The 13,713-nt window shown below is 61.6% G+C and carries 10 protein-coding genes; 1 reads left to right on the forward strand and 9 read right to left on the reverse strand.

Annotation, left to right across the window (positions count from 1 at the left end; translation table 11 throughout):
• Positions 1 to 6: 6 nt before the first annotated feature.
• The 9 genes from GIW28_RS00595 to tssA form a co-directional block, all read right to left on the reverse strand.
• Positions 7 to 1,947, reverse strand: a complete 1,941-nt coding sequence (locus GIW28_RS00595) for a type VI secretion system Vgr family protein (RefSeq protein WP_236445921.1) — start codon at positions 1,945 to 1,947, stop codon at positions 7 to 9.
• A 187-nt stretch (positions 1,948 to 2,134) separates the two neighbouring features.
• The gene (tssH, locus tag GIW28_RS00600) at positions 2,135 to 4,789 is read right to left on the reverse strand and encodes a type VI secretion system ATPase TssH (protein ID WP_169988091.1); all 2,655 of its coding nucleotides are present in this window, start codon (positions 4,787 to 4,789) and stop codon (positions 2,135 to 2,137) included.
• On the reverse strand, positions 4,782 to 5,825 hold the full coding sequence (gene tssG, locus GIW28_RS00605) for a type VI secretion system baseplate subunit TssG (protein ID WP_017135819.1): 1,044 nt from the start codon (positions 5,823 to 5,825) through the stop codon (positions 4,782 to 4,784). Before tssG ends, tssH begins: the two co-directional genes overlap by 8 nt.
• Positions 5,789 to 7,648, reverse strand: a complete 1,860-nt coding sequence (tssF, locus tag GIW28_RS00610; RefSeq protein ID WP_099550248.1) for a type VI secretion system baseplate subunit TssF — start codon at positions 7,646 to 7,648, stop codon at positions 5,789 to 5,791. The genes tssG and tssF overlap by 37 nt, the downstream gene beginning before the upstream one ends.
• On the reverse strand, positions 7,645 to 8,160 hold the full coding sequence (tssE, locus tag GIW28_RS00615; protein ID WP_026013585.1) for a type VI secretion system baseplate subunit TssE: 516 nt from the start codon (positions 8,158 to 8,160) through the stop codon (positions 7,645 to 7,647). The genes tssF and tssE overlap by 4 nt, the downstream gene beginning before the upstream one ends.
• A 78-nt stretch (positions 8,161 to 8,238) precedes the next feature.
• Positions 8,239 to 8,727 carry an Hcp family type VI secretion system effector gene (locus GIW28_RS00620; RefSeq protein WP_005792512.1) on the reverse strand — a complete coding sequence of 163 codons (489 nt, stop codon included), beginning with the start codon at positions 8,725 to 8,727 and terminating at the stop codon, positions 8,239 to 8,241.
• A gap of 172 nt (positions 8,728 to 8,899) precedes the next feature.
• The gene (tssC, locus tag GIW28_RS00625) at positions 8,900 to 10,396 is read right to left on the reverse strand and encodes a type VI secretion system contractile sheath large subunit (protein ID WP_017135822.1); all 1,497 of its coding nucleotides are present in this window, start codon (positions 10,394 to 10,396) and stop codon (positions 8,900 to 8,902) included.
• A 2-nt stretch (positions 10,397 to 10,398) separates the two neighbouring features.
• Entirely contained in the window at positions 10,399 to 10,905 is a 507-nt protein-coding gene (gene tssB / locus GIW28_RS00630; protein ID WP_017135823.1) for a type VI secretion system contractile sheath small subunit, read from the reverse strand.
• 54 nt (positions 10,906 to 10,959) lie between these two features.
• Complete coding sequence (gene tssA / locus GIW28_RS00635) at positions 10,960 to 11,979, reverse strand: type VI secretion system protein TssA (RefSeq protein ID WP_177034709.1); 1,020 nt, start codon at positions 11,977 to 11,979, stop codon at positions 10,960 to 10,962.
• A gap of 393 nt (positions 11,980 to 12,372) precedes the next feature.
• Here tssA and tagH point away from each other — a divergent pair, with 393 nt between their 5' ends.
• Complete coding sequence (tagH, locus tag GIW28_RS00640) at positions 12,373 to 13,695, forward strand: type VI secretion system-associated FHA domain protein TagH (protein ID WP_017135825.1); 1,323 nt, start codon at positions 12,373 to 12,375, stop codon at positions 13,693 to 13,695.
• Positions 13,696 to 13,713: the final 18 nt, after the last annotated feature.

Raw genomic sequence — 13,713 nt, forward strand, 5'->3', positions numbered from 1 at the left:
GTCTCGTCAGGAGCTTTTAGGCGCGGGGAAGACCGCTTTTATATTGGCGTCTATGCTTTTTTTGTTGCCCTGGCCCTCGGGGGTGGCGCCGGGGCCGTGGCCGTTGTTCAGGTGCAGTACACCCTTGGTGTTGAACTCTGCGTCGCCGCTGGCATAAAAGCTGATATTCACCCCAGTGAGGTTGATCTGCCCGCTGGCATTCAACTCCAGGATGCTTTCGCCGCACACAAGGCGCAGGTTTTCCCCCACTTCAATCACGTAGCTCTGGCTGATGCTGTCGGTCTTGCGCTGGCCCACCACCAGCACATCCTCCTGCTTGACCATGCGCGTGCGGTTATTACCAATGGTCACCGTCTCGTTATGCCCAATGCTCTTGTTGCGGTCATGCCCCACCGAGTGGCTTTCATCCACCTCCACCACGATGTCCTGATTGCGCTCGGCGTGGATATACAGCTGCTCCAGCCCCTTCTTGTCCTCCATACGGATTTCATTGAAGTTGGCCGGCGTGCCGCCTTTGCTGGAGCGGCTTTTCATGCCGCTCTGGGTGGCGTTTTCCGGCAGGTCGTAAGGCACGGTCTGTTCGGCGTTGTAGACACGGCCGGTGATGATCGGGCGGTCCGGGTCGCCTTCCAGAAAGCTCACGATCACTTCCTGGCCGATCCGTGGGATTTGCATCGAACCCCAGTTCTTGCCGGCCCAGGACTGCGACACACGAATCCAGCACGAGCTGTTTTCGTTGGATTGGTCGTGACGGTCCCAGTAGAAGTGCACCTTCACGCGGCCGTACTGGTCGGTCCAGATTTCCTCGCCCTTGGGACCGACCACCAGCGCAGTCTGCGGGCCTTTGACGATGGGCCGGTGGGTGCTGGCCAGCGGTCGGAAGCTTTGCTGGGCGTCAATACAGGTGAGGCTGCTTTCGAACTGCGCCGACCCTGAGCCGCCGCCGGTTTCCAGGCTTTCCTGGACGATGGCATAGCGGCAGCCGACGATCAGGTATTCGCGGTTCTGGTCCTGGCGGCTGAAGCCGGTGAGGCTGAACAAATGGCCCGAGCCCAGGCCCCGCGCATTACCGTTGAACTCGATCTGCTCATGCAGGGTTTGCAGGGCTTCGATGCGGGTGCGCGCATAGTGCTCACCGTCGGCGCTTTGCACGTAGGTGCCGGGGTAGTCGTACAGCGGGTAGTCGCCGGCGGTGTGCGGGCGCGGCATGGCCGAGCGCACGTCGATACTGGCGCTGGGGCGCTGGAAGTCGTAGTCGTTAAGCTCCAGCGACCCAGGCTGCACTTCCTGCGCCAGGTGCCAGTTGTGCATATGGTCGCGTTCGCGCTGCTGCTCGTCCTTGGGGTAGTACGGGATCGACGCATAGCCCGGCACCGTGGTGTGGGCGCCATAAGCATCGGCCAACACCAGCACATGACGGTCCTGTTCATGGCGGAAGAAGTAGTAGATACCTTCCTGTTCCATCAAGCGGCTGACGAAATCGAAGCTGGTCTCGCGGTACTGCACGCAGTATTCCCACTCGCGATAAGGGCGGCTCAGCGCGTCTTCGAAGTCGGAGAAGCCCAGGTCGCGGAACACTTGCTTGATGATCTGCGGGATGCTCAGGTTCTGGAAAATCCGGCAGTCCGAGGTGCGGCTGAGCAGCCAGAACCATGGGCGCAGGGTCACCTGATAACTGGCGAACTGGCCTTGGTCGATATTCTGGCTGCAACGCGCAACGATGCCGTGGAAGTGCCGCTCGCCACCGTCCGCCAGCTGCACGCCAACGCTCATCGGCTTGCCCAGCAACTGGTTAAGGTCGATGTTGGCGTCCAGAGAGGTCAGTCGCAGCTCATAGTTGAACAACCTGCCCAGCTCTTCGCCGCCGCCCATTTCATTGAGCAGCAGCACATCCGGCCCGAGCGGGCTGGTGATCTTGGCCAGGCGTGAGGCTTGGTTGAATAGCATCGGTAGTCCCGTAAATACCTAAATAACTGAAGAAACCGAATCCAACTGTGGGAGCTGGCTTGTGTGGGAGCCGGGCTTGCCCGCGATGCAGGCACCTCGGTGTGGCAGGCGCACTGAGGTGATGCTATCGCAGGCAAGCCAGCTCCCACACAAGCCCAATCCCACAGTTGAATTGCGTTTCGTCAGGTCAATCGCTGAAGTCGTAGTGCAATTCATTATCCCGGCTGCTGATACGCACACCCGCCAGTGCCTTGCCTTCGAGCATGCGCGTAAGAAACTCACGGCTCATGTCCGGCAGCAGGCTGTTGGTGAGAATGGTGTCGATCATGCGCCCGCCACTTTCGGTTTCGGTGCAGCGCGAGACGATCAAATCGACCACAGCGTCGTCGTAATCGAAGGCGACTTTGTGGGTGTTCTCCACGCGCTTTTTGATGCGGCCCAGTTGCAGGCGGGTAATCGCCTTGAGCATTTCGTCGCTCAGCGGGTAATACGGAATCGTCACCAGACGGCCCAGCAGTGCCGGCGGAAAAATCTCCAGCAGCGGTTGGCGCAGCGCCTTGGCGATTTCTTCCGGCTCCGGGATGTTCGCCGGGTCTTTGCACACGTGGGAAATCAGCTCGGTACCGGCGTTGGTGGTCAGCAGGATCAGGGTGTTCTTGAAGTCGATCACCCGGCCTTCGCCGTCCTCCATCACGCCCTTGTCGAACACCTGGAAGAAGATCTCGTGCACGTCCGGGTGGGCTTTTTCCACCTCGTCCAGCAGCACCACGCTGTAGGGTTTGCGCCGCACCGCTTCGGTCAGCACGCCGCCTTCGCCGTAGCCGATATAACCCGGCGGCGCGCCCTTGAGTGTGGACACGGTGTGGGCTTCCTGGAACTCGCTCATGTTGATGGTGATGACGTTCTGCTCACCGCCGTACATGGCTTCGGCCAGGGCCAGGGCGGTTTCGGTCTTGCCCACACCCGAGGTGCCGGCGAGCATGAACACGCCAATCGGCTTGCTTGGGTTATCGAGCCCGGCGCGGGAGGTCTGGATGCGCTTGGCGATCATCTGCAAGGCATGGTCCTGGCCGATGATGCGTTTCTTCAGGTGCTGGTCGAGGTTGAGCACTGTCTCCAACTCGTTGCGCGCCATGCGGCCCACCGGGATGCCGGTCCAGTCGGCGACCACCGAGGCCACGGCCTGGTAATCCACGGTCGGCAAGATCAGCGGGGTTTCGCCTTGCAGCGCAGTGAGGCGTTGTTGCAGGTCGAGCAGTTGGGCGCGCAACTCATCGTTGCCGCTGTCTACCACGCCAGCTTTTTCGCGCAAGGTCGCGCGAGTTGCCAATAGCTCATCAACCAGGGTTTTTTCTTCGGCCCAGCGGCTTTCCAGAGTCGCCAGGCGCTCACGTTCGGCGCTCAGCAAGGTTTCGCTATTGGTTTGACGCGCACCAATGGCGATACCGATGGCATGCTCGCGGGCGATGATTTGCAGCTCGGTTTCCAGCGCTTCGATGCGACGGCGGCTGTCGTCCACCTCGGCCGGGACCGCATGCAAGCTGATGGCGACGCGGGCGCAGGCGGTGTCCAACAAGCTCACGGATTTATCCGGCAACTGGCGCGCCGGAATATAGCGATGCGACAGTTTCACCGAGGCTTCCAGCGCTTCATCGAGGATCTGCACCTGATGGTGTTTCTCCATGGTCGAGGCCACGCCGCGCATCATCAGCAGCGCTTTGTCTTCCGACGGCTCGGCCACCTGTACCACCTGGAAGCGGCGGGTCAGCGCGGGGTCTTTCTCGATGTGTTTTTTGTACTCGGCCCAGGTCGTGGCGGCTACGGTACGCAAGGTGCCACGGGCCAGTGCAGGCTTGAGCAGGTTGGCGGCATCGCCAGTCCCGGCGGCGCCACCGGCACCTACCAGGGTGTGGGCTTCGTCGATAAACAGAATGATCGGCTTGGGCGAAGCCTGCACGTCTTCGATGACCTGGCGCAGGCGCTGTTCGAACTCGCCCTTCATGCTGGCACCGGCTTGCAGCAGGCCCACGTCGAGGCTGCGCAGTTCCACATCCTTGAGCGCAGGCGGCACGTCACCGGCGACGATGCGCAGGGCGAACCCTTCGACTACAGCGGTCTTGCCCACGCCGGCTTCGCCAGTGAGGATCGGATTGTTCTGACGTCGACGCATCAGGATGTCCACCAGTTGGCGGATCTCTTCATCACGCCCCACGATCGGGTCGAGTTTGCCACTGCGCGCTTGTTCGGTCAGGTCGACGGTGAAGCGCTTGAGCGCTTCCTGCTTGCCCATCGCACTCGGCGCCATGGCACCGCTGGCTTCGCCAGGTACGCCGGCGTTGAAGCCATCGCTGGCGCTCAACGCATTCTCCGGTGAGTCGCCGACGTATTCGTCAAAACGCTCGCTCAAGGCTTCGGGTTTGATCTTGTCGAACTCGGCGGACAAGCCCAGCAGCGCATGGCGCAGGCTCGGTGTCTTCAGGATACCCAGCACCAGGTAGCCGGTACGCACCTGGCTTTCGCCGAACATCAGGCTGCCGTAGACCCAGCCGCGCTCTACGGCTTCTTCCACATGCGACGACAAGTCGGTGATCGACGTCGAACCACGCGGCAAGCGGTCCAGCGCTTCGGTCAGGTCACGGGCCAGGCGCGCCGGCTCCACGTTGAACTGGCGGATGATGCGGTGCAGGTCCGAGTCCTGCAGTTGCAGCAACTGGTGAAACCAGTGGGCCAGTTCCACATACGGGTTGCCCCGCAGTTTGCAGAACACGGTGGCGGCTTCGATGGCCTTGTAGGCCACGCTGTTGAGTTTGCCGAACAGTGCGGCGCGACTGATTTCACCCATGCTCTGGATTCCTTGAGGTAGTGGCGTGATCGGCGTAATGCCGGGCCAGGATTAGGTCGTTGGCGTCATGCTCGGGTTGGCCGAGCCAAGTGTTGAAGCCCAGGCGGAATTGGCCATTAAGTTGCAGCTTTGGGACTTCGGGTTGTTGCAAAACCAGGTTCAAGTCCCAGTCCAGTTCATGGCCCAGGTACTCGGCCACCCACGCCACCAGCTCGTTGAACGGCTGGCTGCCGGGCAGCATGCCCATGTAATCGTCCAGCTTGAGCGGGCCGAGGCGGATGCGGAATTTATGCTGGCGATCCCACACATGGCTGCCCAGGCAAAAGTCCACGCCCAACTGGTTGGCGCTGACACTCACGCGGCTGCGCTCTGGCAGTTCCAGCCACTGGCCGACGTATTCTTCAATCTCTACCGGCAGGCCGAAGTACTCGCTGAGAATGGCCTTCAAGCCGTCCGGGTAGCGGGTTTGCGCCGACAGGTGACCGCTGTAGTGCAGCTTCGCGGTATCCGGAATCAACCCCTGGTTGAGCAGGCTCGGCATGCCTCGACCACACAGCGCTGCGAGGCGCGCGGACCAGTAGTCATCATCCGGGCGGTCGTGGCTGACGGTCGGTCGCGCCTCGGCCCAGGCCCGGTAAAACAGGCTGAGCAGGCGATGGTGGAACACATCCAAAAACTGTTTGCTGGTGCTGTCGGCGTTGTTGCGCTGGCGTTCGCGCACGTACTCGGTGATATGCAGCGGCAACGGGCCGTTGGGGCCGCCGAGGCCGAAAAAGAATTGCTCCAGCCGCGCTGGTTTGCCATCGCCGCCAGGGTCGACCGAGGCCAATGTGGCCGGTGCGAAGGTGCAGTCCGCCTGCTGCCCCAGGCGCAGCGGGTCATCGGCCAGGCGCAGGGAATGGCCCAGGCGCGGCAGCGCTGGCGATTCGCACTCGATACGTCGCAGCGCCTGGAAGAAATCGTATTCCCAGGGCTCCTGATGCATCGCATCCAGTGTGTTCACAGGGTCGGACGTCGACCGGGCTTGGCTTTCCATCGCATGATCTCGCCGCGTTCGGTGGTACGGATCACCGTCTCGGTAAAGCTGTTGATCGACACATAACGTGCCAGGAAGCGTTCCAGCACCGCACCGAGCAGGAACACCCCGGTGCCGCGAAACGCGTTTTCATCGAATTCCAGGGTGATTTCCAGACCGCGCCCAAACACGATCGGGCCGGGCATCGGCAGGCGCCGGGTCACCGCTTTGCTGCTGACCTCACGCAAACCTTCGATCTGTAATTGCAGCGCCGCGTCGTTGCTGTCGCCATACAAGCGCAACAGTTCGCGCAAGGCGCCGGCGCCCTGGCCTTGTTCGCTCAGCGACAGGTAGTTGAGCGACAGCTGGCTGATCAGGCGCCAGGCCTTGGCGTCATGGGCATGGCTGGCACGCGGACGACTCGGCCCGGCCACGCAGCGCACCGACAACACCGGCGCGCTGTCGGCCAAGGTGAAGTCGGTCTTGCCGTTGCCCACGCTCATGAACAGCGGCAAATCGCGGTTGGTACACAGCGCGGTCACGCCGAGCTGGCGCAAATCATGGCGGTACGGCGCTTGCTGGCTGTCGACCAGGCTGACAAAGGTTTCGCTGCCCACATAGGTAGAGCGCGGGCCGTTACGGCGTTGGTCGCTGGACAACACGCGAGGTTCACGGCGCAGGGTGTAGTACGCCTGGTCGCGGCCATAACGCGATGGATCACGCACCGCATAGAACGGCAGGAACGGCTGCTCCGGCCCAGTGCCATGGCCGGTGATGCCGCTCAACGAGTGAATTTCGAAATCCATCGGCCGCGTGCGGTCGGCGATGACATGGTGTTCGTTGACACGGTCCGACAGGTGAATGCGGTCCACGCGTTTGGGAAACAAGTTGATCGCCGGCGTGCAGAACGGCATGAACTGGGCCGCGCCGACGCTGCCTTCCAGGCTCGGCTCGTGACGGTCGAACAGCACGATCAGCTCCAACTCCTGGCCGTCGCAGCGTTTCACCGCACGGCTCAGCTGCGCGAATTCAACGAACAGGAAGCGGTGGGGCAGGGCGAAGTATTCCTGCAGTAGCCGATAACCCTGAAACGCGCGCGCCACCACCGGCATGGCCGCATCGGCATCGTCAAAACCACGGGAGCGCAGCGCGTCTTGCGGCAGGCGCTCGACCCAATCACCACCGGGTTTGCGAGCAAACACGGCGCAGGCGTTGCCGAGTAACTGTTCGTAGAGCCGAAACGGCTGCTCATCGGCACCGCTGAGGTACAGCGGCAGGTTATCGAGGTCGAGGCTGTTGAAGGGTAATTCGGCGCCGGTGCGCAGAGTCAGGCGCAGGCCGGCTTTGGCTTTGGGCTCGCTGGCGGCCAGGCGTCCCAACACAGCGGCGGGGTTGCCGAAGTACTCAGCATTACTGACTTGCAACGGCCACAGCGTCACCGGGTGCGCGGTGCGGTACTCGCAGCAGGTCTGGGTTTCGCGGCCCAAGGCGGCGCGCAACACTGTGTCGCGCGGCAATAGGAAACCACTGGCCAGCGAGCCTTCGTCGGGGTCGGTCTGCATTTGCACCACGGTCATCGACGGCGTGGGCGCGAGGTAGTGCGGGTAGGCGATTTCCAGCAGGTTATGGGTGAAGGTCGGGTACTCGGCGTCGAGCTTGAGCTGCACCCGGGCAGTCAGGTAGGCAAAGCCTTCGAGCAAGCGTTCGACGTACGGGTCGGCGCAGTCCATGCCGGACAACGTCAGCCGACTGGCGATCTTCGGGTATTCCTTGGCGAACTCGGCGGCGCTTTCGCGCACGTGGTGCAGTTCCTGGTTGTACAGCTCCAGCAGGCGCGGGTTCATGGGCGCCTCCGCTGGTCGGCATTGACCACACGCACATGCCCGGACTCCAGATCGAGGTCGGTTTGCAGCAGCAGGCGCAACGGCACCGGCTGCGCCCACAGGTCGCCTTCAATCTCGAAACTCAGCGCGTTGTGGTTCATCTCGCCATGGCCCACGCGGGCTTTTACGCGCAGCGTGTGGCGCAAAATACGTGGTTCAAAAGTGGCAATCGCCTGGTAGATCAGGGCTTCCAGGGCTTTGATATCCACACTGGAAACGCTGTTGCCCGCCAGCGCAGGCAGGCCGTAATTGACCACCGATGTGCCAGCCGGGGTGTGCAACGTGGCATCGGCGTCGAGGAGCGACGTGGTGTTAAGCAACCACGCCAGGTCACGCAGCACCGAGGCTTTTAATTGGGTCAGGGACAGCACGCGTTTGTCGGCGCTTTCCTTGAGGTTGGTCGGGTCATCGTCGGTCAGCCGGTCCAGCAGGGACGGTTGCAGACGGTCGCGGGAAGCGATTTCAGTTACCACCAAAGCAGCTCCACGGACGGGCTAAGAGAGGGACAAGGTGCCAGGGGCCGCAGCGAGGTGCTGCGGCCGCCAGGGCTATCAGCGCTTGGTGTTGGAACGGATGTTCCAGCCAAACTTGATCGCGCCGCCGTCTTTGGTGCCGTCGGCTTTCTGCGGCTGGTAGTCGACCATCACCTGGGCAAAGTTCAGGGTGACGTTTTCGGTCAGGCGATCATCGGTGCCCGAGCCGCCGGTGCTCAGGGACGTGACCAGCACTTCTTCCAGGTTGATCACCATGTACTCGACCTGGCTTTCGCCGCCGGCCTTGCGCACGGTCAGCTTGACCTTGTCGATGTGCTTGCCGCTGGCGCAGTGCATCATCAGGTTGGGCGAAGCCTTGTCGACGTACTTGGTCAGTGACAGGTCCTGGATATTCACCTTGCCCGCGCCGCCACCGCCGCCCACATGCATGTTGCCGGACTGGGCCATGCCCCAGCTCCAGTTCAGCACGTCGATTTCGTCCTTGTGGGCCTTGTCCATGGACTCGCCCTTGATGTCGCCGATCTTGATGAAAATATCAACAGCCATGTTTTCTCCCTGTGTGGCACGGGCCACTGAATTTGGTGATGCCCAAAGGGGCAATGCTGTTCTGTGGGAGCTGGCTTGCCTGCGATTGCATCACCGCGGTCTGACTGACAAACCGAGGTGCCTGCATCGCGGGCAAGCCCGGCTCCCACAGAAGAGCCGGTCCTACCATTAGTTATGCGCTTTTTGCCGAAGGCAGTTTCGATACCAGGCGCAACGACACGGTCAGCCCTTCGAGCTGGTAGTGCGGGCGCAGGTAGAACTTGGAGTTGTAGTAACCCGGGTTGCCTTCGACGTCTTCCACGATCACCTCGGCGGCGGCCAACGGGTGCTGGGCCTTGGTGGTTTCGGTGGAGTGCGCAGGGTCGCCGTCGACGTAGTTGAGGATCCAGTCCTGCAACCAACGCTGCATCTCGTCCTTCTCTTTGAAGGAACCGATCTTGTCGCGCACGATGCACTTCAAGTAGTGGGCGAAGCGGCAGGTGGCGAACAGGTACGGCAGGCGCGCGGCCAGGTTGGCGTTGGCGGTGGCGTCCGGGTCGTCGTATTCGGCCGGTTTCTGCAACGACTGGGCGCCGATGAACGCGGCGAAGTCGGTGTTTTTCTTGTGCAGCAGCGGCATGAAACCGTTCTTCGCCAACTCCGCTTCACGGCGGTCGCTGATGGCGATTTCGGTCGGGCACTTCATGTCCACGCCACCGTCATCGGTAGGGAACGTATGGGCCGGGAGGTTTTCCACTTCACCGCCGGATTCCACGCCACGGATGCGCGAGCACCAGCCGTAGTGTTTGAACGAGCGGTTGATGTTCACCGCCATCGCGTAGGCGGCGTTGGCCCAGGTGTACTTGGAGCTGTCGGCGCCGTCGGTGTTTTCTTCGAAGGCGAAGGCTTCCACCGGGTCGGTTTTGGCGCCATACGGCAGGCGCGCCAGGAAGCGCGGCATGGTCAGGCCGATGTAGCGCGAGTCTTCCGATTCACGCAGCGAGCGCCAGCCAGCGTATTCCGGGGTGGTGAAAATCTTGGTCAGGTCGCGCGGGTTCGACAGTTCCTGCCACGAACCCATGCCCATCACGGTGGGCGAAGCAGCGGCAATGAATGGCGCGTGCATGGCGGCGCAGACCTTCGACAACTCACCCAGCAGCTCGACGTCCGGTGGAGACTGGTCGAAGTAGTAATCGCCCACCAGGCAACCGTACGGTTCGCCGCCGAACTGGCCGTATTCTTCTTCGTACATCTTCTTGAAGATCGGGCTCTGGTCCCACGCCGTGCCCTTGAATTTCTTCAGGGTCTTGTGCAGTTCAGGTTTGGCGATATTGAGCACGCGAATCTTCAGTTGCTCGTCGCTTTCGGTGTTGTTGACCAGGTAGTGCAGGCCACGCCAGGCGCTTTCCAGCTGCTGGAAATCCGGGTGGTGGATGATCTGGTTGACCTGGGCGGTGAGCTTGGCGTCGATGGCGGCGATGATCGATTCGATCGATTTGATCGCGTCATTGGAGACCAGGTCCGTCTGCGCCAGAGCCTGTTCGGCCAGGGTACGCACGGCAGTTTCCACGGCTTCGCGGGCACGCTCGGTCTTGGGTTTGAATTCTTGCAGCAGCAGGTTGGCGAACTCGCTGGCTTCTTCGGTAGCACCCAGGATCTGGCTGCCTTCGCGGGCGGTATTGTCGGTCATGATTACTGGTCCCCTGCTGGCTTAGGCGCGCTGGCAAGTGCCTGAAGCAGTGCCGGGTCCTTGATCGCCTTCATGATGATTTCTTCAGCGCCGGTCTTGCCGTCCATGTAGGTCAGCAGGTTGGCCAACTGGGTGCGGGCTTCGAGCAGTTGCTTGAGGGAATCGACTTTGCGGGCCACAGCGGCCGGGCTGAAGTCGTCCATGCTTTCGAAGGTGATGTCCAGGCTCAGGTTGCCTTCGCCGGTCAGCTCATTCGGTACGTGGAAGGCTACGCGTGGCTGCATGGCCTTGAGACGTGAGTCGAAGTTATCGACGTCTACCTCAAGGAACTTGCGATCAGCCACAGGCGCCAGCGGCTCGGCAGGCTTGCCGGCGAGGTCGGCCATCACGCCCATCACGAAGGGCAACTGGACCTTTTTCTCGGCGCCGTAAAGCTCGACGTCGTACTCGATCTGCACTCGAGGCGCACGGTTGCGCGCGATGAATTTCTGAGAACTTTGCTTCGCCACGTTGCTGCTCCTGGTCGCTTGAGCGACGGTGTTGTTACTGCACAGTCCGGCGGCTTATTCGCTTTCCGGGCCGCGCAGGTTTTCAAATTGGGACATGCCGTCGGGGATCAGATTGCGCACGATGGCCGCAAAGTCGGCGTGCACCAGATGCTTCGCCCGGTTCAACAGCACCGGCAGCGGGCTCGAAGGCTCGTGCCGGGTGTAGTACGCAAGGATCTTGTCGAGGCTGCGCAGCACGTCATCGCGGGTGGCGATGTCGCCCGTTGGGCGCGGTGCTGCGGGGGCGGCGGCGAAATCGACCGAGGGGGCATTGTCTTCACTGACAGCCTCGGGTTCGCTGCTGCCTGCAGGGTCGGGTACGGCTTGATTGAGGATCTGCAGCGCCTGCTTGAGCGGTTGCTTCAGCAGGCTCAGGTCCACGCCCTGGGCCGAGCCGACCTGGTCGCTGACCTGTTGTTCGATGGCCTCGCAGGCGGCACGCGCGGCACTCAAGGCGTCGCGCGTGGCTTGCAGTTGTTCGGAGTCACTGTCGAGGAACGCGGCGTTGAGTTGCTGGGCGCCGAGTTGTTCATCCGGGAAGTTCGACAGGCCGCTGGCGTTGAGCGCCGCGCGCAGGCTCACTGGCCCAAACGTGCGCGAGCGCGTGAGGATGCTCTCGCGCAGCAAGCGAATGGTCGCGTCGCTGGTCAAGCCGGACAGGGCGTTGATGCGCACGGTGGGGTCGTTATCGTCGTCGGCATCCAGGCGCGGGTACAGGTCGGCCCAGTATTCGCGCAGCAGCGCGTTGATCAACGTAAGGACTTCGGCAAGCCCGGCCACACCCTGGAGGGCGAGGGAGCTTTGCAACAGGAAATGGGTGATGCGCAGGTCTTTGCTGCGTTGCAACAAGTCGAGGCTTTGCTGCTGGATGCTGCGCCATTGCGGTGGTTCGGCGGGCAGGATCGAGTCGCCCATGCTGCGCTCGGGTTGGCCCTTGGCGTCACGTTCCAATTGAAGGAATTGCGCGTCATATTCCATGTCTTCACCACAGGGCGAAGTCGCGGAAACGGCGGCGAGCAGCAACGGCACATCCACTTGATTCGATCTCCTTATCAGCCCGTTAGACGGCGGGCAATGCATGCATAAGTTACGCAATGAACTTTGCATGTTTTCTTGGTCATATACTCAGTGCGCCACTATTGCGCCATCACTTATGTTCAAGAAGTTGTGCATTTTTGGTGTAGTAGTTACGCGTTGTCAAGGTAAGCTACTCGCCCTCTGTGACAGATGTGCGGTGTTTAACACACTGCGCGACTGACGGGTCTGACGGCGGCCCAGGACAGGGTTTTTGTCACAGAAGCCGGTTAAGATCAGCAATCATGCTGACAAAAGCAGATTTTACGGTCGTTTGCACGACTTGGCAGGGCGCTTGCGGGAAGCGCCCTCCCTTGGAATAGGCCGCGCGCGATGTATCAGCAAGGAGGCAAGATGTCGCTGTGTTTGACTATCACTAGTTATCACAAGATTACCCCTGGGCAATGCCCTGAAAAGTCCATGGATCAGGGCGTGATGGCTATTGGCCGCAATTCCGACAATGACTGGGTACTGCCTGACCCAGAGCGGTTAGTCTCCTCGCAACATTGCGTTATTCAATACAAAGATGGCCGTTACTACCTAACCGATAACAGTACGAACGGAGTGGAGCTGGTTAACGCCGGCATCCGAATGCGTAGAGGGAACAGCGAGCCGTTGCAGGATGGCGAGTTGATCCGCATCGGCGATTACGAGATCCAGGCACGTATCGACTTCAACGTGCAGGCGCTTGATAGCCAGCCGTTCAGCGGCGATTCGCCGAACAGTTTTGAAGCGCTGATGGGCGCGGTGGCGAACAAGCCTGCACCTGCACCTGTGATCGCGCCGCAGTTCCAGGGCGCCTCGTCGATGGACACGCTGCCGGACCTGTTCGACTTCCTCACTCCGACCACCGTGCCGCCGCCAACTGTGGCGGACCACGTACCCAGCGAGCAGCACGATTTTCGTCCGCCAACGCCGGTCGCGGTGCCTGTGGTCGAGCAACCCGTGGTGTCGGGCTCGGTTATTCCTGAAGACTGGGATTTGTTCGGCGACACGCCCGCGCCCGTTGTTGCAGCGCCACAGCCGGTTGCACCACCTGAACCGCCAGCAGCGCCGGTCGTCCAGCCAACCGCCCCGGCCATCACCCAACAGCCCGACTTGCTGCAAGCCTTCCTGCGCGGCGCCGGGCTGGACCAATTGCGCCTCGACAAGGCTCAAGCCGAAGCACAAATGGAAAGCATCGGCCGCAGCTACCGCCTTATGGTCGAAGGCCTGATCGACGTGTTGCGTGCCCGCGCGAGCCTCAAGGGCGAGTTCCGCATGCAGCAGACGATGATCCAGCCGGCTGAAAACAATCCGTTGAAATTTGCGCCGAATGCTGACGAAGCCTTGCTGCTGCTGCTTCGTCATGGCAACCAAGCGTTTATGGCGCCGGACGTCGCCGTGCGCGAGAGTTTCGACGACCTGCGCGCTCACCAACTGGCAGTAATGGCCGGTGTGGAAGCGGCGATCAAACACCTGCTCACGCGTTTTGAACCGGCACAGCTGGAAGAGCGCATGGGCAAGCCCGCCGGGCTGTCGAGCCTGTTCAACGGCTCGCGCCAGGCGCAGTACTGGCAGCAGTTCACCGAGCTCTACAGCAATATTTCCCGTGAGGCCCAGGAAGATTTCCAGGACCTGTTCGGTCGCGAATTCAGCCGAGCATACGAAGAACACAGCGCACGACAGCGACGCTAAAACGCGCCGCAATAATGG

The organism is Pseudomonas sp. PA-5-4B (assembly GCF_021606215.1).
Classification (GTDB): domain Bacteria; phylum Pseudomonadota; class Gammaproteobacteria; order Pseudomonadales; family Pseudomonadaceae; genus Aquipseudomonas; species Aquipseudomonas edaphica.

Bases quoted from the DNA above. Each gene is read 5' to 3' on its own strand.
- GIW28_RS00595 (WP_236445921.1), bottom strand. From the start codon at position 1,947: ATGCTATTCAACCAAGCCTCACGCCTGGCCAAGATCACCAGCCCGCTC.
- tssH (WP_169988091.1), bottom strand. From the start codon at position 4,789: ATGGGTGAAATCAGTCGCGCCGCACTGTTCGGCAAACTCAACAGCGTG.
- tssG (WP_017135819.1), bottom strand. From the start codon at position 5,825: ATGGAAAGCCAAGCCCGGTCGACGTCCGACCCTGTGAACACACTGGAT.
- tssF (WP_099550248.1), bottom strand. From the start codon at position 7,648: ATGAACCCGCGCCTGCTGGAGCTGTACAACCAGGAACTGCACCACGTG.
- GIW28_RS00620 (WP_005792512.1), bottom strand. From the start codon at position 8,727: ATGGCTGTTGATATTTTCATCAAGATCGGCGACATCAAGGGCGAGTCC.
- tssC (WP_017135822.1), bottom strand. From the start codon at position 10,396: ATGACCGACAATACCGCCCGCGAAGGCAGCCAGATCCTGGGTGCTACC.
- tagH (WP_017135825.1), top strand. From the start codon at position 12,373: ATGTCGCTGTGTTTGACTATCACTAGTTATCACAAGATTACCCCTGGG.